The sequence below is a fragment of the Pseudoalteromonas sp. SR44-5 genome (assembly GCF_014163675.1).
Taxonomy (GTDB): domain Bacteria; phylum Pseudomonadota; class Gammaproteobacteria; order Enterobacterales; family Alteromonadaceae; genus Pseudoalteromonas; species Pseudoalteromonas rhizosphaerae.
Window position 1 is genome coordinate 113158 of sequence record NZ_JACJDT010000002.1, and the last position, 25110, is coordinate 138267.

14 protein-coding genes are annotated in these 25110 nt (G+C 39.8%); 6 read left to right on the plus strand and 8 right to left on the minus strand.

Annotated features, from left to right (window positions below; genetic code table 11):
- The first annotated feature begins 193 nt into the window (after positions 1–193).
- A complete protein-coding gene (locus H5154_RS01660) occupies positions 194–3634 on the plus strand; it encodes a PAS-domain containing protein (protein ID WP_182717180.1) in 3441 nt (1146 codons plus the stop codon).
- Between the two features lie 97 nt (positions 3635–3731).
- On the opposite strand, the gene H5154_RS01665 is transcribed toward H5154_RS01660, so the two are convergent.
- The 4 genes from H5154_RS01665 to H5154_RS01680 all read right to left on the minus strand — a co-directional run bounded on the left by H5154_RS01665 (position 3732) and on the right by H5154_RS01680 (position 12200).
- Positions 3732–6383, minus strand: coding sequence for a DUF2339 domain-containing protein (locus H5154_RS01665; RefSeq protein ID WP_182717181.1), 2652 nt, complete (start codon positions 6381–6383; stop codon positions 3732–3734).
- Positions 6384–6489: 106 nt separating this feature from the next.
- Entirely contained in the window at positions 6490–7854 is a 1365-nt protein-coding gene (locus H5154_RS01670; protein ID WP_182717182.1) for a hypothetical protein, read from the minus strand.
- 203 nt (positions 7855–8057) lie between these two features.
- Positions 8058–9380, minus strand: a complete 1323-nt coding sequence (locus H5154_RS01675; RefSeq protein ID WP_182717232.1) for a metallophosphoesterase — start codon at positions 9378–9380, stop codon at positions 8058–8060.
- A 48-nt stretch (positions 9381–9428) separates the two neighbouring features.
- Complete coding sequence (locus H5154_RS01680; RefSeq protein WP_182717183.1) at positions 9429–12200, minus strand: TonB-dependent receptor; 2772 nt, start codon at positions 12198–12200, stop codon at positions 9429–9431.
- A gap of 335 nt (positions 12201–12535) precedes the next feature.
- Here H5154_RS01680 and H5154_RS01685 point away from each other — a divergent pair, with 335 nt between their 5' ends.
- The 4 genes from H5154_RS01685 (at position 12536) to H5154_RS01700 (ending at position 18349) form a co-directional block, all read left to right on the plus strand.
- A complete protein-coding gene (locus tag H5154_RS01685; protein ID WP_145235311.1) occupies positions 12536–13456 on the plus strand; it encodes a GGDEF domain-containing protein in 921 nt (306 codons plus the stop codon).
- Positions 13453–14478, plus strand: a complete 1026-nt coding sequence (locus H5154_RS24015; protein WP_182717184.1) for an AraC family transcriptional regulator — start codon at positions 13453–13455, stop codon at positions 14476–14478. The genes H5154_RS01685 and H5154_RS24015 overlap by 4 nt, the downstream gene beginning before the upstream one ends.
- Positions 14479–14546: 68 nt before the next feature.
- The gene (locus tag H5154_RS01695) at positions 14547–15116 is read left to right on the plus strand and encodes a sigma-70 family RNA polymerase sigma factor (RefSeq protein WP_145235307.1); all 570 of its coding nucleotides are present in this window, start codon (positions 14547–14549) and stop codon (positions 15114–15116) included.
- A gap of 8 nt (positions 15117–15124) precedes the next feature.
- Complete coding sequence (locus H5154_RS01700) at positions 15125–18349, plus strand: serine/threonine-protein kinase (RefSeq protein WP_145235305.1); 3225 nt, start codon at positions 15125–15127, stop codon at positions 18347–18349.
- Positions 18350–18396: 47 nt separating this feature from the next.
- Here the strand turns inward: H5154_RS01700 and H5154_RS23540 are convergent, their stop codons facing one another.
- From H5154_RS23540 to H5154_RS01715, 3 genes are all read right to left on the minus strand, one after another.
- The gene (locus H5154_RS23540) at positions 18397–19749 is read right to left on the minus strand and encodes a PQQ-binding-like beta-propeller repeat protein (protein ID WP_145235303.1); all 1353 of its coding nucleotides are present in this window, start codon (positions 19747–19749) and stop codon (positions 18397–18399) included.
- A gap of 148 nt (positions 19750–19897) precedes the next feature.
- Entirely contained in the window at positions 19898–20167 is a 270-nt protein-coding gene (locus tag H5154_RS01710; RefSeq protein ID WP_145235301.1) for a hypothetical protein, read from the minus strand.
- A 207-nt stretch (positions 20168–20374) separates the two neighbouring features.
- Positions 20375–23272 (minus strand): PKD domain-containing protein, encoded by a 2898-nt coding sequence (locus tag H5154_RS01715; RefSeq protein WP_182717185.1) that lies wholly within the window; start codon positions 23270–23272, stop codon positions 20375–20377.
- A gap of 229 nt (positions 23273–23501) precedes the next feature.
- Between H5154_RS01715 and purU the strand changes: the two genes are divergently transcribed.
- On the plus strand, positions 23502–24332 hold the full coding sequence (gene purU / locus H5154_RS01720) for a formyltetrahydrofolate deformylase (RefSeq protein ID WP_182717186.1): 831 nt from the start codon (positions 23502–23504) through the stop codon (positions 24330–24332).
- Between the two features lie 76 nt (positions 24333–24408).
- On the opposite strand, the gene H5154_RS01725 is transcribed toward purU, so the two are convergent.
- Positions 24409–25062: a response regulator transcription factor gene (locus tag H5154_RS01725; RefSeq protein ID WP_145235295.1), complete on the minus strand. Its 654-nt coding sequence runs from the start codon at positions 25060–25062 to the stop codon at positions 24409–24411.
- Between the last annotated feature and the right edge of the window lie 48 nt (positions 25063–25110).

A 25110-nucleotide genomic window follows, 5' to 3' on the forward strand; every position in this document is an offset into this window, starting at 1 on the left:
GGTGATTTTAACTATTCATCCAGGTTATATTGCACACTTGCGACATTAGTCTAATACATCAATAAAACATTAAATTTCTCATATATATCAAATAAATATGTTTATTTTCAGAATACTCACAAAAATTGACAGCTCAAAATAGTGAAAACTTCTGGTATGGTGTGCAATAACATAATAAAAATTGAATAAAAACATGACTGCTGCACTAATTTTTGTCGCTTTAGCGTACATTGGCATATTGTTTTGGCTAGCAAACTGGGGCGATAAAACCACACCGCTGGCAAAACGAATTAGCCATCACCCTTTTGTTTACTCCTTTTCGCTGGGTATTTACTGTACTTCGTGGACTTATTACGGCTCTGTTGGTACTGCAGCTACCAGCAGTTGGAGTTATTTACCCATTCTACTTGGTCCTGCACTGTTGTTTTTTTTCGGACAAGGATTTTTGCGCAAACTGGTACTAGTGAGTAAAAAACAAAATATCACCACCATAGCCGATTTTATCTCTGCCCGTTATGGTAAGCGTCAAACCACCGCCATTATGGTGACTATGATTGCGCTACTAGCAACTATTCCTTATATCGCCTTACAGTTAAAGGCACTGAGCAACAGCTTCTTACTACTACAAAGTGACAATAAAATATCGGGTTCAATGGTCGCGCTTTCTGCCACCCTGATCATGGCAATGTTCGCAATATTTTTTGGCACCCGTAAAGTTGATGTAACCGAATACCGTTCAGGATTAATGCTCGCAGTCGCATTTGAATCAATGATAAAACTACTGGCATTAGTAGCAGTGGCGGCTTTGGCGGTGTACACTTTGTATAATTTACCCACTGCTAATGAAGGACAAATAAAAGAATCTTTATGGCAACATTGGAATAATTTTAACTTTTTAAGCTTTAACTTTATTGGCCAATCACTGATGGCCGCTGCTGCAATCATCTGTTTGCCACGACAATTTCACGTTACTGTGGTTGATAACCAAGACAAACGTCACCTATTTACCGCTCGTTGGGCATTTCCACTGTATTTACTGCTGACTGCAGCAATGATTTTACCAATAGCCACCGCAGCTATTCATCCACAGATCGGCAATAGCTTCTCTCCTGATAGTTTTGTATTGGCACTGCCATTAATGAATGACAATGCATTGCTTACCACGTTTGTGTTTATTGGCGGAATATCTGCGGCGACTGCGATGATTGTGGTTGCCACTTTGACCCTAAGTACTATGATCTCAAATGATGTGGTATTACCGCTGATGCTGCGACGTAAATTCAAACGCAACCTGATCACCAGCAGTTATAAGCCACAAATATTACTGGTAAGGCGTTTTACCATCGCCGGTATTTTGATCTTATCGTATTTTTATCAGCAATGGTTTGGTCACGGCAAAGCACTTGCCAGCATGGGATTAGTGGCATTTTCTTTGGTAACGCAATTATTACCGGCCATTGTGGGCGGCCTATACTGGCGCAAAGGTCATGCCTACGGTGTTTATGCTGGTTTATTAGCAGGATTGATTTGTTGGATATTATTTTTAATGTTACCTATTTTAGATGCAGGTAATACACTTGACACCGAACTACAACAAACCCTTATTACCCGCGGCACACTGATCGCTTTATTTGCCAATATTGGCTGTTATATTAGTTTTTCACTGGGAGCTGATGAGCGGTTAATTGATAAAATTCAAGCAGCAGCATTCGTTAATCCCAAGGAGCAAGCAGTACTTGCAAGACGTTTAAACAAAAACGTAAAAGCCACGGTATACGATTTTAAAGTACTGTTACAAACCTTTTTAGGAGTCCAGCGTAGCCAACAAGTATTGACGCATTTTTCACTAACTCACCAACTCGGAGACAATAACACTCACCCCGATCCTGAGTTTATAGCTTACTGCGAACGCGCCTTGACTGGTGTATTAGGCGCCTCTTCAGCGCAAGCTTTGATCCACACGGTAGCATCGGGCAAGCGAATGGCATTTGAAGAAGTGGTTAACTTTTTTGATGAAACAACGCAAGCACTACAGTTTAACCAAAACCTGTTGTTCACCTCTTTAGAGAATCTCAGTCATGGTATTTCAGTTGTTGATAAAGAGCTTAATCTTGTTGCGTGGAATAAGCGCTACGCAGAAATGTTTAATTACCCAACAGGATTTTTAGAAGTAGGACAACCGATTGAGCAAATTATTCGTTACAATGCCGAGCGCGGTGAATGTGGCCCTGGTGAAATAGAGCGCCAAGTAGAAAAGCGCGTGCAACATTTAAAAAATGGTAGTTCGCATCACTTTATCCGTCACCGTCGTAACGGCCTAGTGTACGAAATGATCGGTAACCCACTGCCTGATGGCGGCTTTGTTACTAGCTTTTCAGATATTACCACTCACATTGCCACACAAAATGCACTTGAAGAAGTGAATATGGATTTGGAAAATCGTATTGAAGCGCGTACCCAAGAAATTCGAACTATCAATAAAGATCTCGAAGCACAAATAGAAAGCCGCGTACAAACAGAGCAAGCACTCACTTTAGCAAAACGAGAAGCAGAGCAAGCCAATGACAGTAAAACCCGCTTTTTAGCTTTAGCAAGTCACGATATTTTGCAACCGCTCAACGCCGCCCGTTTATACCTTGCTGCGATAGATGAAAAATCCCTCGCTGATAATAATATCAATAACTTCGAAAAGCTCGGTGCCAGCCTCGATTCAACAGTGCATTTAATGTCAGCCCTATTAGAAATTGCCAAACTTGAACAAGGTGCGATGACCCCGACCCCACGCCACTTTAGTATTGATGATATTCTCGCGCCACTGCGCAACGAGTACGCCATTTTATCAAGTGAAAAAGGCCTCAAGCTCACAGTGCGCAGCGGGCAACATATTGTCCACAGCGATATCACCTATCTGCGACGAATTGTGCAGAACTTAGTATCAAATGCGGTTAAATACACCAATACGGGCAAAGTATTAGTAGCGTGTCGTAAACGCAAGCATCACCTGCGCATAGAAGTATGGGACACCGGCCCTGGCATTAGCGAGGTAGAGCAAGCAAAAATATTTAACGACTTCTACCGCGTAGAGGCCTCTGACAATAAAGGCGTTGGCCTTGGTCTTAGCGTAGTAAAGCGTATGGTAGATTTACTGTCGATTCGCTTAGATGTGCGCTCAACCCCGCAAAGAGGTAGCTGCTTTAGTATTGAAGTCCCTTATGGCGAAAGCCAATTTGTTCAGCAAAAACACGTTACCAATAGCTTGTTTAAAGAGCGCTCTGCAATGAATATCGTTGCCGTTGATGATGACCCTGAAAACCTAAACGCCATGGCCAGTTTATTACAAAAGTGGCAAGCTAATTATCAGTTGTTTGATCAAGTTGAAGGCGTACTCGCATACGCAAATGAACACAGCGCACCGGATGTGATATTAATGGATTATCAGTTAGGCCATGAACACGATGGTATTACATTAATTAAAGCCCTGCGGGAAATTTGGCAAACCAATGTGCCGGCAATTTTAATCACCGCAGTACGCGACGTAGAGCTAAAACAAGCGACTAAAGCCGCTGATATTCATTATTTGTCTAAACCAATCAAGCCAGGGAAATTAAAAGCACTGCTGAATCATAGTGCGTGAAGTTAAAGGGGCTAGGCAAAAGGTTAGAACAGATTGGCGTTAAACAACATAACTAAGTACACCCAACAATCTTATTGGGTGTACTGCTTGAGTTAAATTACCCCGCTGGTGCTTTACTCCTGAGCTTTTGAAACAGCCAGCTTAGGCCAACGAGCGACAGGCCTAAACCAATAAATGATACAGCTTTGAGCAAGCCGGTCAGGCTTGCCATATCAATTAAGAATACCTTCACGATAACCGCGCCGAGAATGCCTAAGCCGACTTTTTGTAGTAGCAACTGTTGTTTTAAATGCCCGGTAATGACCACCAACGCGCCAAGTAATAACCAAATGATCGAATAGCTGTATAGCTCGGCGTCACTGGTCGCTTTATCAAGATAAATGAACCCGCCTTGCCAATATTGGCGGATCAATGTGTTGATAGCTAACACTGCTAATAAGCCTGATGCACCTAGTACTATTTGACTAAACTTAGCATTAAGTGGTTTAACTAATTTAGCCAACCACAGTGTAAGAATACTTGGTACGAGCCAGGTTAATAACAGCCAATTAAATAATGGCATTTCACCAACGTAAAGGCGTATAAATAGTGGATTTTCATATAATGCTGTACTTATCAACAACAAGCCAGCGAGTCCCGCAAGTGCAAGCCCTGCAATGCGATAAAGTTTACCCAGTTGCCCTGCGCTGTGTGACCGATGCAAATAAACGCAGCCAAGTACTAACCAATTACAACTGAGTAATACCTGCTCATAAAAGCTTAAAGAAGTAAGCTGTGGATAATGCCCGACTAATTGATAGCTGGTCTCGGTAGTGATAAATAATGCTAAGCAATGTAATGCAGCCCCTTCGAGCCAAATTTTCATATCTGTTTGTTGCCACTGTTTTGCGGCAAACCAAAATAACCCAACCGCTGATGGATACACAATTGCGCTCCAATGTATTGAAAATATGGTTAGATCAAAATAATGTGCCGTCCACGGTGCAAAGGTTAGCCTTGCCAGCACCACAGCCACCAGCACTTTAATAGGCCAATACGGCATAGGCACATCATGGCGTTTCACCAGATAGCTAATAACCAACACTTGAGCAGCCAGTGCGAGGGTTAACCCGCTATCGGCTAATAACATAGTTAAACAAAGAGTTATATTAGCATTAGCGCCAACCCAATAACTAAACTGCTGCCATTGAGTGTGAGCTGTTTGTGCGCGTTTAATTAATACACCACTCGTAACTAGCAAAAATACAGTCCATAGCGGATACGCAACGCCTAAGCCTTGCTCGGGTATTATGGTATAGAGCGTTGCAATCAAGGTAAACACACTAAACGCAGCCACTAAATGAAACGTTAAACGTTTATAGTAACGCGCGCCAAAATAAAGCCCGTATAGACAAAGCCCAACCGCAAGTAATAACCCTACGCCATACATTTCCCTAAATACAAACAAATGATCATTGCTATCGACACTATAACGTTGTTGGCTAAAGACTAATAACATCGCAACCACTAACGCCACACCTTGCCAAAGATCCCAACGACTATTTTGCAGCACTAAAAATAACAGCATGACGATTAAACACACCATCACTATTTGCCATTGTAAGCTCACCGCCTCTGCCATTATCGTCAGCAATAAAGGAATTACTATCGCTAACAATAACGGATGATCCGGCTGTAATTTTAATAATCGCTGTAAACTATGTGGGCGATATTCTAATAAACGCAAAGTTAAACCTAATCGAGCTATGGCAATTAAACCAATAATAGAGAGCAGTGCAAAACCACCAACAATCCAATATTGCTGCGTATTGATTACACTCAGTGCCACCCAATACCAGCCAATATGCCCAGCCCATAGTAAATACCACAGCCAATTACGTTTTACCTTTTGCGCCACTAATACCGCAGCAAAAGTGATAAAGCCAATGTACATCAGTAAAGCAGCTAAATTACCACTGCCAGTATTAACCCAAATCGGCACGCTGTAAGCGCCAACTATGCCAAGCACGGCCAATAAAGGCCCTAAACGCAGCGCCATAGAGCTTGCGGCCAGTGCAATTAATGCCAGCATCACAAACGCCACGGTTGGGCTTAACATGGCATAGCTTGAATAAGCTAATAACGTTAATGCAAAGCAGCTAATAAACCCGCCACCTGCAAGTGCTGCAGGCACGTAATTATTAAAGCCTTCGAAGACAATACCTTTTCTATGTAAATACTCGGCACCGGCAATTAATGCGACACCAAATAAGCCCCCTAAGGTGAGTCGTAAGCTTGGTGATAATAAGCCGGCATCAAGACTGTATTTTGCTAAAAATATACCACCAAAGGCCAGCGCGACGCCGCCAATCCAGGTCATCCAATTTTCTTGGAACTGTGTTTTTAATTTACTAAAGAAAATATCAATAACTGAGGGAGAAGCTTGTTTCGGGCGAGAAGTTGTTATTATAGTCGGTGCGGTGTTTACGTATTTTTTTACCGATGGTTGCTGATGTAAAGTTGCCTCAGCTTGGGATGATTGTTCTAGCGTAAACGGATGATCTACTTGCGGCTCAGTTATATTAGCAGCAATGTCTAGCGACACTTGATGCTGCCCGGTATTGTCTACCATGACTCCACGCAGTTGTTTTTTTAACATCGCAATATCTTGCTTTAACGTACTTATTTGCGTTAAAGCAATAAAACCGGCAATAGAGCCTGCGACTACAACTAACGATAAAATGACTATGAGCCCTAAAACATCGTCCATTTTTCAATCCTTGACTGCTTTTAATATTCCCTTATAACGTAAAGTGTATTGAAAATATACCCAAAAATCTCAGCCTCGCTATTACGAGGCTGAAATTAAAGTAAGATTACTCTACCGAATCAGTAACCGTTCGCTCTAGCGTCATTTTATAGCCAGTGCTGGTTGTTTCATCATGCTCAAGAATTAATATGTAGTTACCTTCTTGGCTAAAGTCCATATCGCCTTGTTGCATGAGTACAATTTGCTGGCCATTATCTTCATAAAGCACATAAGTGGTGTAAATTTCATTATCGACAACCTGATCTTCTTGGTCATACTGATCGATGCCATCAATAATATTTTTAGCATCATCTACGGTTTCACCATTGAGGGTAAATACCACATCAACGTCAGTAATATTTTGCCCCGCGTAACTATCAATTAAGTTAACGACTGTCACCTTATGACTGTAGCTACTTGGCGTTAAGGTTTCTTTTACTGTCATCATTCGCGGGCCGTAATCTTTATCTTTATAAAAAACACCAACATTACTTTGCTCGCGCTCAAGGGTTAGTAAAAAGTTATCAACAATTGCATTTCCTTGCTCATCTAACATAGCAATACTGTAACTGTTTGGAGCAAGCTCAATGTAGTTTGAGTAGCTGTCATTAGCGGTTACTTGCGAAGTGCTGCTTGCGCTCCCCCGCGTTGCACTAAAGCTAGTTTGCGGGTAATCATCAATAGTATTGATAAAACGCAATTGCCCTTGGGCATTTTGATGTTTGAGCGTGGTTACGGTATTGCTTGAAGTAACGAGATCTAGCGTAATACCATGTTCTTCAGTGGCGTAACTTGATCTGATCATCGCAACATAACTGGCATCATCATTTAGGTAAATCGAAGCAGACTCAAATAGCACATCAGTACTGCCGCTTTGAGTTAAATACAGTGTGTAATATCCTTCATCAAAGCTTTGCAGTGCCAGTTCGTTTAAATACCGTGGTGATGCAATTAACTCAGCGGTTTCAAATAAGCCATCATCATTTGCTAAATACACATCAAAACTAATGTCTTCTCCGGCAATATTAAAGAAGCCTAAATTAATAGCCCCTTCATCACTGCCGGTTGGTACACTTAACTCACTGAATGTTGGCTCTGAAAAATCGCCATTCATCACCCATAATTGGGTCATGTCGTCTTTTACCGAAACTGCTTTTTCACTGATCGTTATATAACTGTCGTTTGCATCAAGGTACTTAAAGCTCACATCATAGTTATTAGCACTGTAATTATGACGAGTGGTAACGCCACCAAAATCAGTGCCTGAGCGTTCAGCATCTTCGATAAATAAACGGGTGTACGGGCTATTATAAGAGCCATTGTATAATTGGATATAACCACTTTTACTCGAGCTTGAGTCATCGCCAGAGCACGCAGTTAGGGTTGCAAGTAAAGAGGTTGTTAGTGCAGTTTTAAATAACGGGCCACGCATGTAATCAATTCCTTATTGTTAATAGTTTGAATTTGACCATTAACAAAAGCAATAATTCCATGATTTACAAAGCATTACCTCCACTTACAAATATTTACGCAACCGTAAATAAATGTACAAACATGCAAAAAAATGCACAATTTAACACATTAAAACAACAAAAAACCAGCGTAGTTACACTGGCTTTTATGCAAAATATAAGTTTATCGAGTGCGTTTAGAAAAACTAAAACTACCTTCATCAATAATACTGCCCGTTAAATCTCGTGGCGTGGTATAAAAGCTCACATCAAGCTTATTGGCTTGATTATCCAGACTGATGTGGCTAAACCCCCATACAAAGCTTTTTGACCAAAGCAAATCATATTCAGGATATTGGCGTTCTTGAAACTGTGCAAACGGGGTATGTTTACCACGCATTTTAGACGCAGCGCCAGAAATGATCAGCGGCAATTTGCCAACGCTATTACCGGTATCAAACTTTGAGCAATCATCGGTTAGTAACTCTAAGTCATGCTCGTGGCCGGCAATATAACCATCTGCATATTTGCAAAGAGTTGGCATTAGTAATTTACGCAGTACGTGGCCTTCACTATATTTAGTGCCCCCAATTGACCATAAAATATGATGCCCATAAACCAGTTTCCATTTAGCAGTCGAGTTTGCAATGCCTTGTTCAAGCCATATAAGCTGAGCTAGGTCTTCATCATTTTGTGGCCCTTCATGGGGGTCGTGTACTTCAAGATCTGCGCGGCCATCACGTATTGCTTGTTGCTCATCTGCTTCGCTGCCATCTGGGTTTAGCGGCACATCATAATAACTTTGCCCTGCCAGTAACATATTGGTATCGAGTACAAAAAACTCTACATCGTTACCCGGCTCACCCATTTTGTAGCTATAGTAGCCTTTTTCGTCTAGGTGAAAGTTCGCTTGCTCTGCCATCCATTGCGTTTGTACCGCTACGCCTTTGCGCGAGCTTTTCCAATCATGATTACCTAATGCGGAATACACCACTAAATTAGGCTCAGCTTTAAATAATGGCTCAAGCGGCGCATACACTAAGTCTTGTAAACGTTTTTGGTCGTCTTTACCATCATTAGCATCGGCACCATCAGGGTATACGTTATCACCGAGCTGAATAGCAAATTGGCACGCTTTTGTTTCACACAATTTTGCCATTGCGATCCCCACAGCCTGAGCGCCCCCTTGCTCTGTAGCAATCTCAGTGCCTGGATAAATATATATTGGTGCATGGTCAAATTCATCGCGAGGGCGATAATCTTCTAACCAATCAGCAAGCTCTGCGGCTATAAACTGTTGCTTGTTTTTAGGGTTGGTTATGTGTTTAGTTTTTGGATAGTCAACATGATAACCACCATCACCAAAAGCTAAAAACTCAATCTTGTCGGAGGCTTTTTTACTGGTACTTGCGACGTCAGTACTGCTTTGTTTGTTACTTTGAGCTGTGCAACCAACCGTTGCTAAACATGCGGTTAGTGCAATATACAAAATAGTTTTATTAATCATAATACCCTCAACAATGAGCCTACTGTTAAGCAGGCTCATATGTTCACCTTACAAAGAAGAAAACGTAAAACCTAGCTCAAATGTACGACCGTAAGATTCGTACTGGTAGTTGTAACGTTTTTCGCCGTGGTACAAGTACATTGGCTCATCTGTTAGGTTGGTGGCATTGAAATACACGTTCATATTATCGTTTAAGTAATATTTACTGCTGAAATCCAATTGCATGTGGCTATCTTCATAAACCGCCATATCAGCATCATCAAACTGGAAACTCTCACTCTTATATGATGCGCTTAAACGAGTGCTAATAGCATGATTTTCAAAGCCCACAATGATATTTGCCACTGTGTCTGCTTGATTTGGTAATTTTTCATCCGCATCAATAAAGGTTCCGTTTGCACCAAGCACAAATCCTGATTTAAAGGTTTTGTTCCAGTTTAGCTCGATCCCCGTTAATGACGCTTTACCGCCATTAACCATTTGCACTACTTCGTCAAAACCATCCCAATCACCGTTATCTTGTACTTCTTGTTGAATAATAAAGTTGTCGATGTCTTTATAGAAAACACCAGCAGATAACACCCCAATGGAACCTGGGTAATATTCGATTGATGCGTCTAAGTTCATTGATTCATAAGGGTCAAGAGCTGGATTACCGACTTCAGCTTTACGCTCTGTAACCATTACGCCTTCATCTTCAACTGTTTCAGTTTCAATTAATTGGTAAGCGGCCGAATCGCTAAAGGTTGGCCGCGCGATAGTATTGGTATAAGCAAAACGGGTCACTAGTTTATCGCTGATGTTATAGCGTAAATTTAAGCTTGGTAAAAAGTAGTCATAATCTTTACTTACTTGCCAAGGCGTTGTGGTAACCGTTTCTGTATCACTGACTTTATCGACTACTAAGTCAACTTGGTTACCTTGCGTTTCAAACTTAGTACCTTCATAACGCACGCCCGCGACAACATGTAACTTATCAATATCCATACTAACCATCGCATAAGCGGCGGTAATATCTTCATTACTTACATAACTTTGACCATCAGATTCAACTTGTGACTCATTAATATTGAAAGCAAACGCCTCTTTATTTTTTCTCACAAAGGCTTGAATCGCGCCGCGATCAAGGCCCGGTCCAAAACTTCCCAAATCAAAGTCAGGTGCAGGCGCGACAAAGTCGCTACCAAGAGCATCTAAAAAGTCGCCATCATAAATAGCAACCTTTACATCATTACGCTTTTCGCGATTTTGATGTTTAAAACCAAACTTAAATTCACCATTATTATTTTGCCACACAAAATCACGGCTGAAGTCGAGTTTAAAGCTAAGCTCTTCGTCTTCACTAAGGTTATTGGCCGCTTCAATTTTATCCATCTCAAACAGGCTTAAATCGTGGGCATTAGTCGATTGGCTTAATAATGGAGTATCAACGCGCGCAATGTAGCCCATATCAATATCTTTACCAGCAAAGGTCACATCTAAGCGGTTTGGCTCTTTTTCTTCTGATTTAGAATAACCAACATTATATTCAACAAACCAATTATCTAATTGATTTTCACCACCAAGTACCAGTGAAAGAATACTTTGTTCTTCATAACGGTCTTTGGTATCGCGGTCCATTTCTGCACCACTAAAGTTTGCACCGCTCTCGTTGCTATCTAATAGTTTGCCATCGCTAAACTTATACTCATTACGTTGGCGATACTCATCATCAGAAAAGTCACTATATAGTGTGCGTAAATAATATTTATCAGTGGCGCCGCTGTGTAAATCTAAATTAAGTGCTGCACCTAAACGCTCACGGGTAATTTGATACTGGCGTTGCTCAATTTCTTCAGCGCCAAATAATGAGACCTTGTCGCCAGTTGCTGCATCTTCAACATCAAATTCACTCCAACCACCGTCGGTCTCCATATTACGTGAACCAAAATCACGCTTAAACCACGAAATAGCTGTTGCTACACCTAGATCAAGACCACCATCAAGCTCATAAACATTAGTGTAACTACCTGAAAGCTTCGGGCTAGTTTTTGACTCTAATTCGTTATATGAGCCCTGTGCAGTAAAACTATAGCTTTCACCTGCTTTATCAAAGGCACTTAAGCTTTTTACTTCGATAGAGCCACCAATAGCACTGGCATCCATGTCTGGGGTAACAGTTTTACTTACTTCTAAACTTTGAATTAGTTCACTTGGCAATACATCCATCGCCACAGAGCGAACACCGGCCTCAGGCGACGGCACATTTAAGCCATTAACCGTAACGTTGTTTAAATTTGGATCAATACCGCGAATACCAACAAATCGCCCTTCACCTTGGTCGCGAGCGATAAAAATACCCGGTAAACGCTGTAATGCTTCTGCTGCGTTTTGATCAGGGAACTGGCCAATCGAGTCTGCACTGACTACCGATTTTAAATTAGTTGCGTTTTTTTGGCGGTTAATTGCGCCTGCTTGGCCAGCACTTTGGCCATAAACAATGATATTGTCGATGGCTTCTTGTTGCTCACCAATTATAATTTGTTGTGTAAAAACTTGTGAATCAACCACCGTAATTTTTTGTTCTACCGAGGGGGCACCAATGTAATCAACCACTAGGGTGTAATCACCCGCTGGCAACTTATTAAATGAAAAAGAACCATCGCGGTTACTTACCGTATTTAAGTTTAACTCTTTAACCGATACTTTCGCGCCGCCAAAATACACACTTTGGCTGGCATCAGTGATGCGACCTTGCACACGACCATCCGCTAAGGCTGGGGTCGCATATAAAATACCACAACACGCTAATGCAATACTCGATTTGATAAAAGGGTTCATAATTGTTCTCTTGGTTGCTGCTAATGATTTTGATTGTTTACTTGGCCATGCTTGGCTCGCAGCAACACCCTAAGGGGCAATCATGAAAGAAATATGTCAGTACCCGTTACGTCCTTGATAATTAGCCATTGTAAGGGCATTTTAAGTAGTTAAATACGGCAAAATGAGCTGATTTGACCCCCTGTTTTTATGGTTTTTTAATTCAAAAATCAACAATAATCCGTTTGAAAAGTTGCCAACGTAAAAAATATGTCATCACTGTGAGCTAATCTGACCCTAGTGGTGTTTAAGCTGTTTGCTTATTCTGGCTATCAAATATACCTATTGAGCTGACAATGAATTTATCGTTTTTAAAATTACATCGCTCATTACTGCTTATCTTAGTGGTGATGTTAACCAGCGTATTAACCCTGACACTTAGCTACGGCCACTACAAAGGCCATAGCCAGATCGACTGGTTTGATGTCGGTGGCGAAGGCGGTATTACTGCCATGACCCTGCTGTGGATCTTTTTTATTCTATTAAGTAGGCCAAAGGGACGAGTAACTAACTTATTATTCTCAGGCCTTGCGATTATGAACTTATCGATGACCCTCGATTTTATTGATGAATTTGTATATTACAGCGATGAACAAGCATGGCTCAGTACCATTGAATCTATTCCCGCACCATTTGGGATGATTTTAATGACCATGGCTTTGTATCATTGGCACCAAGAGCAAATGACCATTAATCAACAATTACGTAATCGCGAGCGCTTTTATCGAGAGCATCAACTCAGTGATGCTATCAGCGGCCTAGCTAGCGCCGATTATATGAAAAGCCAGATCAACCGCGAGCTAAATTTGCTCCATCATAGCCTGCATGGGTTTTCATTACTGATGTTAGATATTGCTCAATTTGATCGGTTTAATCGTCAATTCGGTGATGCAGAAGGCGATAAGCTGTTACAAGAGTTTGCTCAAGTGATCACCTTGAATGTACGTGAACAAGATTTAGTCTGCCGTTACGCCAGTGATTGCTTTATTGTCATGTTACCCAATACCGAACTCGCTGTTGCAGAGCGGCTAAGCGTATCGTTAGTCAGTGCTTTAGAAGCGTTTTCGTTTAATAGCAGCGACAAAGCTGTGAGCTACAAACAAAAAGTACACACCAGTTTAGTAGCTGCAACGCACCGTGATTCGACCTCTGGTTTACTCAGTCAATTGCATCAAAAATTACTAACGAACAAAAACTTACATGGACATACTGCGTGAGTGCAAACCTTAGCAACAGCAGTTATATCGACTCTCCTTATCAAGGTTTACAGTCATGGGCGGCGCAATTAGTGGATTTAGCCAAGCACCGAGGGGTACACCCTGATAAGTTACTCAAAGGGACTCGATTATTTTATCAAGATTTTGCAGCTGGAACGGCTTCGATCAGTGTTGAGCAATTTTATCGATTACAAGAAAACTGTCGTCAATTTGATAATCAACACCAACTCAGTTTTTTACTAGGGCGAAAACTACTTAATCACAATCCGTTATATAGCGCATTTTCTCAAGCAGAAAGTTTACGCACACTGCAAAAACTACTCACACGCACTCCTTTACATGGCTTTAACTTATTTAATGCCGAACATAAATACCATCAAGGCCGACATTACTTCATTATCAACCTCAGCTTCGGGGCAATAAATGCAGCCGTAGAACAATTTTGCTGCGAATTATTTGCCAGTTTTATCGCTGCAACATGTAAATGGCGAATAGGTAATAACAGTGATTTATGTTTTTCGTTTCCCTATGCGCAGCCCTCACACATAGAGCAATATCAAACTAACCTACAAGCCAACTGCAAGTTTTCACAACAATTATTTATGGTCAGTATTAGTGATGAACTTTATAACAAACACTTAATAGATAGCTGTCCGAGCCTGCTGCAGCAATCATTAGCAACCATAAAGCAGCACCCTTTACCTGCGGCATCTTGGCTGCAATTAGTGCGCAATCATATTGGCGCTCAACCACAACAAAACCTCGAAACAGTTGCCCAGCATTTCGCTATGAGCCCCGCCACTTTTAAGCGAAAACTAAAACAACATCATACTCGTTTTAGCGCCTTGCAAGATTGTATCAATCGCCAAACCGCGGTGTTTAATATCGCCACTTTAGCGCAAAGTAACGAAACCCTAGCAGGCGAACTTAACTTTAGCGACTTAACTAACTTTCGCCGCGCATTTAAACGCTGGACTGGGACGACTCCCTCACAGCTGAGAGAATTGATTAACGAACATTAAGTTAACACTTGTAATTAAAGTCCCGCAAATGTACCTTATTAATTGAAATATCGAAATAAGGAAGATCGATGCAGGCATCATTAGAAGATCTAATCAATGGCTGGCAAAATGGTTGCCCGCAAAGTGCTGATGAACTTAAAGCTCGGCTTTACTACCACCTGAAACAAGTTTGTCATGTACATTTAGAAGGTTACCGTAATGAAATCGATTCAACCTATGTATTGCAGCACTTACCGCATACTGGATCGCTACTACATCAGTCACTTATTGAATTAATCCCGCCACAACAAAGCATTAATCACCAAACACAATTTAATACTTATTTAAGTGTATTTATCCGTAATATTTTACGCGATGAAATTCGCAAGTTTCAAACTCTCAAACGCACTCCTAACGCAGAAAAAATCCAGCAACAAAACGATCAACTAAAACACCAAGAGGATTTTTTAGCATTAGATAGCGCCCTAAATCATCTAGAAAAAAATCATCCGCAAAAAGCTCAAATATTCTCTCAACATTACTTTTTGGGCCTAGATACTAAAGTGCTAGCTAAACAATTCAAGGTCTCACTTGCTACTATTTATCGCGAATTAGATGCTGCTAAAGCGTTTATAAAAGTGCGTATTCAAACAAATTAAGATAATTAATGAATCAATTTAAAGACGCGCTTTCGTGTTTTGAACACTTACTTACACACCATGCCAACAACTTAACCTCAGGATTGCTGCAATTACAACTATCTGATGAACAATTCATCATTGAAGTGAAGCAATTAATAAATGCACATACAAGTAATGATCAAAGCTCATTGTTTAATGACTTATTACATGGCCAATTAAATTTACTTACTAATGATCATCAGCTTTTACAACTGCAAGGCGGCGAAATAAGTCACTTTAGGTTAGAGCAATTAATTGGCTATGGGGGAATGGGTGCAGTTTACTTGGCGACTAGAAATGATGGCCAGTTAAATCAAAAGGTAGCGATTAAGTTATTTTATCCATCCATTGTACAATTACATGGACAAAAACATGTTTTACAAGAAGCGCAATATCTTGCCAAATTATCACATCCCAATATAGCTAGCGTATTAGATGTCGGTAAATGCAGTATTGGCACTTACATCATCATTCAATATATAGCCGGTGATACATTAATTAACTACGCAAAAAACCTTTCGCAAAAAGCAAGGTTAGAGGTATTTCAAAAAGTATGTGATGCCGTTGAGTATGCTCACCAAAATAGGGTGATCCATGCAGATTTAAAGCCTTCAAATATCCTAGTAGATAACAATGGTGAACCTAAACTTGTTGATTTTGGGGTTGCGCGTTCCAGTTCCATGAATCATGAAATACCATTACATAACGCATATATAAAAGCGCTTAGTCACGAGTTTGCAAGCCCAGAGCAACTGGCTGGTGAAAGCTTAACAACCCAAGCTGATATCTATAGCCTTGGGCGTATTTTAGAAAAACTACTTATACAACCTATTAGTACAGAGCTTCAAGAAATCATCAATAAATCACTGGCGCCACTACCACAGCAACGCTTTGCATCAGCAGATACATTAAAACAAAATATCGCCGCTTATCTGGCGCATCGTCCATTACTTTGGTTTAAACACTCAAAAACATATATATTAGGTAAGTTTATAAGACGCTCCCCTCTTACTGCTGCTCTAATAACCTCAACTATCGCTTTTTTGGGTGTCGCCTGTATTAGCTTATTTCTTTATCAAGATGAACAAAAGCAAGCCGCAAAGCAACAGTATGAACTGCTCAACTTTTATCAAAACTTACTAATTAGCAGCACACCGCTAGCGCCGCAAGGTGCAAAACTGTCGGTATCGGCCTTGTTACTTGCTGGTGTTGAACAAGTAATGCAGAGTCAATTAAGCCCAAAAAACCAACAAAGCGTACTCTTAACCGTTGCCCAAAGCTTATACTTGCATGGAAATTTTACAGCAGCTTTAGATATATTGGCGTTGTGCGATAGTTCGATTGACATGCAAATATTAAAAATTAAAAGTTTAATTAAATTAAATCAACAACAAAAAGCACGAATTCTTTGGCAAAAACTATCGCAGCAAAACCCTCAAAACAGCAACATTAAATTGCTTGGTTGGCTTACTAAAGATAGCTATTTAGCTGGTGACATAAAGCAGATCAAAATAGCTTTTCAAAATAGCGATGCATCCGAACTAAAACTGGAATTATTAATACATATTTTTACTCATCGTGATAATCACCCTATACTCAGCCGTCAATTAATTCTCGAGAATGAAAATACGACAGCAACGTCTGCCTCGCAAAAAGCATGGCAATCGTTAATGAAAAGCAGCCTACTGATAGAAGATAATCAAATAGACCAAGCAATTAAGTTACTAGACTCAACATTAAAAAATGCTGCGAATAACTACCACCCACTACATTGTGAGCTCGCAAAATTAAACCATTTTGCGGCAAATTTATATGCTCAAGCAGGTGCACAACTTGCGCAAGAACAAGCCCTGAATAAAGCCATGTTTATCTATCAACAGCTACTCCCAAACTTTGAACATGAACTTAGTACTGTACTATATGAGCAATATCAATATTACCTAAAAGAACGTGATTATTTGCAAGCAAATAACTTTTTAAATAAACAGCTACTACATTGTTCGACAAGTGATCAAAAATGCATGAAGGGGCGTTATGAAAGTACCATGCTAGGTTTAAGTTTGCGTAAGTACTCACAAACCTTAAAGAATGCAGAGCTATGGCTTGCCAATGGTACACAACAATCAAGCCAATATTACGATATCACCTTAGCAAAATACACGGCGCAATATGAACAAAATACACTGAATAAAACAGCATTATTTGATATTGACCTAACACAACTAAGCAAGCAACAGCAAGTTCAATGGTTAGAGCTTGTGATAAAAACAAATATGTTTAATACTTTAACTTCACAGCAAATGCAGCAGCTCATTGTTTATGCTAAATCAAACTCTCCCTTGGCATTTGAATTAATAGCGACTATTAATAAGCTAAACAATAATCCACACACACAGTGGTTAGCACAACTCGAAAAGCAAAACCATATATCACACTCCACAAAGAACCAATTTAGCCCTGCCAGAGATATCAACGCGATAAGTGAAACAAAGCGAGTTAGCTCTATCACGGCCCCTAAACATGCAAGCCAACTAAAAATAGGCTCTGAATTTACGATTGAATGGGATAGCAAACGATTAATTGGCAATACGATAAGTGTATTAGTCAATCATACCGTCAACTATAAAGTTAACAGCTTTGATGATTTTAATAATTTGAAGAAAATTGATTGGCACCCAGCGGCAACTAATTTAAAAAACACGGGAACAGCCCAAATTGACCCTTATCATTTTATGGCCAATGGCACAAATCGCTTTAAACTTATGCTCATCAGCGATTTAGGCTATTGGAGCCTATCTGATGGTTTCTTTAGTATTGCTTCAGGTAAAACTGTTGATAACGGTTTAGAGCACTTTTTACTAAAAGACAAATTGGTTACAACTATTATCACACCTAAAGCCCTTGATATTTACCCTGTAGGTCAGCAAAAAACGATAACCTGGAACGCCAATAAACTCTACGGACAAACCGTTGCTATGTATGTTCTGCATGATGACTCTCGCGGAATTGGCGATAAGCAACAAGTGGATTTAAATATCGTGAATAATAGGCGCTGGTACCAGTTCGCTGAAGAACTGCCAAATACAGGAGAGTTTAACTTAGACCCTGCACTCTTTAATGGCCGAGGTAACAATTATAAAATTTTAATCGTCTCTGATCTGGGTTACTGGAGTGTTTCTGATAAACGGTTCTCAGTGGTAAACCCGTTGTAATTTTAGTTAAAGCAATCGCACACTAGTGCGACTGCTTTACTTTAACTTTACTTAACCACGCCACTATTTTGATTATCCCGGTGAATTTTAGACCAAGTATTAGGCATTAAACCTGTGCTGTCGGTTTGAATAGCCACAAGCTTACCTGTTGCACTTGCGGCCGATACATTACTTTCAGATAAAGTACCTATGTATAAAACCCCCTGACTATCGATAGCTGGAGAAGACCAAGTTACATTTGCTTTTAAATCATATTGCCATGCAAGCGTGCCATCTGGTTTATATGTATAAAGTAAATTACTTTCTGAAGAAAAGTACACATTACCATTATCGCCAATGGTAGGAGACACATAAACATCACCGGTAATTGCCACTTGCCATTTTATACTTTTATCATTGATATCGAGTGCGTAAAACTCACTATCATCATTATTTTTTGTACCAAAATAAATCGTACTACGCGACTCATCTATCGCTACCGATGAGCGAATGTATGGCGCCTCGAACACCTGCGGGTTTGGTAACTCAAACTGCCAACGAAGATCCAAATTATCATCAAAGCTGTATAAAACTCCGGCTTCAGACCCAAAGTAAATATTATTGTTAGAATCAATAGCTGGAGTAGAGTAAACCAAGTCACCTTCAAAGGTGTCTATATCTTTGAATTCGCCAACTAACTCATAACTATTTAAATCAAGCTTAAGTACGCGCCCTTCATCATAAAATACCAATTCTCCATTGTGATTTACCGCTCCATTTACAAATCGGTCTTGTCGCTCTGCACAGTTACATAAACGCTCAAACAAGCTCTCACCCGTTTGCGCATTAAAAGCGCGGATATCTAAACCGGTATATATAACTTGGCCTTCAAAAGCCGCAACCTTGGTTAAACCAGAACCTGTTTGAAAGCCATAATCAGATACGCGTTGACGCCACATTTGCTCGCCGCTACTATTTAGAGCTACTAAATCGCGATATGCTTTTTCAAACTCACCTACTCGCTTATCAACAGTGAAATAAATATTTTCATTATGTACAACAGGGCTTGAACGCACTTCTTCACCATTAGGCAAAGTGTAACGCCACTTTTCACTGCCATTGCGGTTATAAGCTACCATCAAATCACTGCCTGCGGGGTCATTGCGTACATTCTTAGCTGTGCCTATATAAATTGTTTGCTCATCAGCACTAAGTGCCGGTGACGAGTAATAAGCAAAGCTTGTTGTTGGTAATAATTTTTCCCACACTAAGCGCGACGCTTCTACTTTATCTGGCTGTTTATCTGCATCAGATTTTGTAGTTTGTGAGTCATCGCTACCACCTCCACAAGCAGATAGAAGAAGACTGAACGTGAATAAAATTGATGTTTTAACTTTAGGTGATTCAAACTGTAACTTCATGTAATTCCTTAGATAGTTATTATTTATAGCTAAATAAATTTTACGAAGAAATCACAACAATGACAGACACGAATAGAAGTTAAATTTTTCTCATAAATTTAAAATATTTTTATCTGTCTTAATGGCGTTACTAAATCGTTGAGACGAATTACTTATTCTTAGCGTCTGGTATTGCCTCTACAGGCACGCAACTATTAGGGTCTAGCTCAAAGCCCTCGTGCAATGCATTTTGCATTTTAGCTAAAAACGCTTTACTTAAAGGCTCACGTGCCGTGATTGAATGATATTCAACCTCTCCTTTATGTGTACATTTATAAGGATATACATACTGATTTTCATCAATCTCTGCAGATGGGTCACTCATCGCGCACCCTGGTAAAACACCAACCATCAAACAACAAAAAATTAAACGAGCCACAATCACCTCCATACAACACCATAACAGCGGGTTTACCCCCGTTCTTTTAAGGGTTTACCCCGCGTCGGCCTTATAACCTAACATTTACACATTTTACGTGATATAAAATCTCTGCGACGGTAATTTTGCAGGCCACTAAAACGAATAAAAGCGCGATAAAAATTATCGCGCTTTATTTTTGTTAAAACTAAAAGATTGTAAGTGGAGTTAACGCTGTGCGCTTTCTCTTAATGCATTTGTGTTGTTAACAAAATCTTTTGCTTTTTGCTGATCAAATAAGAAATAGTTAAAATCTTTACTGCTATTTCCTACATCATTAGTAATAATAATATTAAACTCATCAGTCACTAACGATAAGTACATTGTATTTTGATCATCCGGGAAGCTAATCATGCCTGTGTCATCAACACTGTAATCAAGCTCTGTATTAATGGTTGTGAAACTTTCATCACTATAAATTGTGATTTTATCTTCATCAAACTTCAAATAACTAACCACCCACTGATCATCTCGATCTCGGTCGACCATATATATATCGCGCCCGATTAAATGTTCGACGTTACTTACAGGTTTATTGTCGGCAACAATACTCATGTATTCTTTGGCATCGTTTTCGCTAGTAAAATGCGGCCAAATATGCTCTTCAAAAGTAGCAATTACCACATTACTCGAGCCAATTAATAAACTATAATTAGCCCCATACATTAATGATGAACCATCGCGTAATATTAATTGATTATCAGAAAATATCTGGTAAGTCCCTGTTGATAGGTTGTTATCTTGATAATATTGAAATGAGTTATTGTCATCAAATTGAAAATAACCAAGCTCGCCTTCCACTTTATAATCATGATCTGTAAAATACAAACGCTTACCCAAGTAGTTATTAGGGCTAATTAGGCCAGTCAAAGAAACAGGGGGCTGATAGCCTATCTGTTGTAAAATTTCATCAGGTAGTGGCGACGAAATAGGCCGCTCAGTTGCTCGATTAAACTTGCGATTATCGAACGTTTTCTCTCTTGGTTCCTCACCTTGGCTATAGGTAAATTGATGCATGTTATTTACATAAATAGTATCTTCGATCTGTTCAATTAGCTTCCATTGCCGAGTATTCCACAACCAGCAATTAGGATCTTGCTCAACGTAGTAACAATCATCTCGTCCATTTAGGTTTCGCGTTATTGTAAGAATGTCATCATCAAGATGCCAGTTACCAGCATAAATTCGACTTTCAGCAACTGATAATTGCCCATCCTCATTGCTGTCGTACACACTCATCGAAATAGCTTTGCCATCAGGCCAAAGCTCAAACCAAAACTCATCTAAACTCTTACCATCAAAGTTGTAGCTATATATTCCAGGGATTGTTGCAATATTGAATGTCTCTGATTCGTCGATAATGCTGCCAGTACCTACACTCGCATTTTTAATTCCGTCAAATTCACTAAATGCAGCAAACGTTGCAATATCACCATCACTTGTTAATTGCCTAAATAGTATTGTTTCATTATCGTAATCACTCAGTGTGATATGTAATGACTGTTTGTTATTATCTTCTATCATTCGCCAAGTAATAGGCGTATTTCCAAGCTCTGAAACAGCACCTGTTCCATCGTCATTTAACATTAACGTAATCGCACCAAGAGATACTTGATCAACGAAAATATGCGGTGCAGGCAATGCAATAGGGTTTTGAGTTTGCGCGAAGGTAAAATCAACTTGCTCATTTTGAGTGAATACTTTAAGGATAGACTCGTTAGTGAGTTGATAATTTTCTAACTCACCATCTGGGTACTCTACATTTTTATACTCAGTTTCTTTGACTAAAAAACCATTTTCAGTTGCCGCAATTAACTTTAGCTCTGCTTTATAAGTAGTAACCTCTTGGCGAACCCGCTTTGTTTCACCACCAATTTCAATATCAGCAGTAGTCTGATAAGCATAAAAACCTTCAGGATTATTTAAGGTATACACATCGTTTTGATATATCCAGTCGAAGCGACCATCATAATTTTGAAGAAGGTAACGACCAGTGCCGTCGTTATCTAATTCAATAACTTGATTAATAGATAAATTGCCACGATTATAGTAAAAAGTTTTAATGTTATTAGTCTTTGTAGACTGAACAACCTTCTCATCAGCTAGCATTTCTTCTTGGGCCTGGCTAAACTCGGGCGTTTGCTCCACTTTTTTAATATACTGAGTCATTTTTTCATTATCTAAAGCCAGCTCTAAAACATTATTTACTCCCTCGGGTAAAGCAAATAATTCATTGCTCGTTGATTTGTCCAAAATAACTTTTATAGTCGTAGCAACCTTAACGAGCTCATCAGCACTAATCTCATTCGACAAGCGTTTCAAGTCTTGCTCGCTTTTAATGTCTACGAATAAATTTTCTCGCGCCAAAAGCGCCGACTTTGCTGTGGTTAGATTAGTAATATTTACCGAAAAGTCTTCGTCATTAGTAAGTACAGCGTCATCGCCCGCTTTCGTTTTTAAGCTTGCAAAGCTCATTAGTCGTGACTGCAACAAAGCGGCTTGTTGTTGCTCTTTACCCTGTGCTTCAATTGTCACCAATTGACTCATATCAGCATCATCGTCAAGTGCTAACTCTAAGCTATAATAACCATCGCTATTTGTCGTTGTCGTGAACTCTTGCGATCCTATTTTGGCTTTTATAGCCGCGTCAATTAAGGGGGAATCTGTTGCTATGCCTTCCAGTGATAATTTAACCAGCTGCTGTTGAATATCAACTACAACATTTTTTTCACTCGTTAAACCTTCACTGTCTGTAACAGTTAAATTTAAAGATATTTTTTTATCTTCGCTAACACTTGGCGCAATAAAGCTAACAGTCCCTGTATTGGTGTTCTCTAATGCAACTGACAACCCTGCATTTTGGCTCCAAAGATAAGTAACGGGGCCTTCATCTTGCACTGTGGCACTGATTGAAATAGCTTGTTTTTCAACTACTGCTGTATCGCTTACGCTAATAACTGGTGCGGTATTTATAGGCTCATCAGGGTGATCAACAAAATCAGATTCACAGCCAGACAATAAAGCCAGCGAAATAGATGCCGCAAGCATTGATTTAATTAGATTCATAAAATTATCCCTTTCGTTGTTATATTTTGTCTACCTGACGATAATAAGATAATGAACAATAAATAACCCATAACGAAATCTGTATAATAATTTCTCACAAAATTAAAATATTTTTTTATTTTCCACTTATAGCAATTTAGGTAATACTGAATTTCTCAATAAAGCCCTTGCTATTGTGACAAATTAACAAATAATGGAGCCACTGTTCACGGGATTAGAATGAGGAAAAATGAACACGATACTAACCACGCAATGTGCCGATGATGTCGGCTTAATAGCGAAAATCACCGGGCTTTGTCATCAGCATAATTTAAATATTACCCGCAATAATGAATTTGTAGATAAAGATGCTCAGCGCTTTTTTATGCGCACTGAACTAACGGGCCAACCACATCCAGATTTTTTAAATCAATTACAAGCTTTGTTACCCGATGGCGCGCAATTAGCACTGCACACTGACGAGAAAACTAAAGTGGTGTTACTAGCGACTAAAGAAGCCCACTGCTTAGGGGGCGTATTGCTAAAGCAATTTGAGCAAGCACTGAATATTGAAGTATTGGCTGTGATTGCTAATTACCCTGACTTAGCGCCATTGGCGAAGGGCTTTGATGTGCCGTTTCATGTGGTCAGCCATGAAGGGTTATCACGCGCTGAACACGACCTGCAAGTGGGTGACTTAATTGCCAGCTACAATCCCGATATCATTGGCCTTGCCAAATATATGCGGATTTTAAGCCCTGAATTTGTAGGCCGTTTTGACGGTAAAATTATCAATATTCATCATTCATTTTTACCTGCTTTTATCGGTGCAAAACCGTATCATCAGGCATTTGAACGGGGTGTGAAGATCATTGGTGCGACGGCGCATTTTGTTAATAATGAGCTTGATGAAGGGCCGATTATTATACAAGACGTCACCCATGTAAACCATGCAAACACCGCTGAAATGATGGCTAAAATGGGCAAAGATGTAGAGAAAACAGTGTTTTGTAAAGCACTGCAATTAGCATCAGAACATAAGCTATTTATTAATGGTAATCGAACCGTCGTATTTAGCTAGGCTCTAGAAATAGAGTAGAATGAAGAGGCTCAACGCCTCTTTATTTTTTTTATTATTGACTACTTTTATACTGTACTTAATGTGTTTGCTCGATAGGTTCGAGTTGTAATTTTGCAGCTATCAACACCGCTTGCGTGCGGTTATACACGCCAAGCTTACGGAATATCGCGGTGATGTGCGCTTTGATCGTCGCTTCTGAAATATGTAGTTCATAAGCGATCTGTTTATTCAACAAACCTTCGTGTAAGTACTGCAGCACTTTATATTGCTGTGGGGTAAGGGAGGCTACTTGAGCGGCGATTTCTTTATCTTCATTGGTAACGCTCGCTACTTTGTCTTTAAGCTCAGGTGGTAGCCATACATCGCCATCGAGTATTTGATTAATTGCTCCGGCAATATCATCTGATGATGATGACTTAGGAATGAATCCCATCGCCCCGTAGCTCATAACTTTTGAAACAATATTGATATCTTCACTGCCAGAGACAACAGCAATTGGCAAGCTTGGATAATCTTCACGAATGCGAATTAGGCCATATAAATCGCCACTGCCGGGCATATGTAGGTCTAGTAGTAAGATATCTAAATCTTCTTGTTCACTAAGCACTTGCAATGTAGTTTCAAAATTTTCAGATTCAAAAACCTCTAAACCATCAAACTTTGCCGTTAATGCCCCTTTTAGTGCTTCGCGAAATAACGGGTGGTCATCCGCTATTAAAAACTGACTCATGGTTCACTCCTAATGAATTCGGCTGCCATCTATCAAATAGCTGACAGC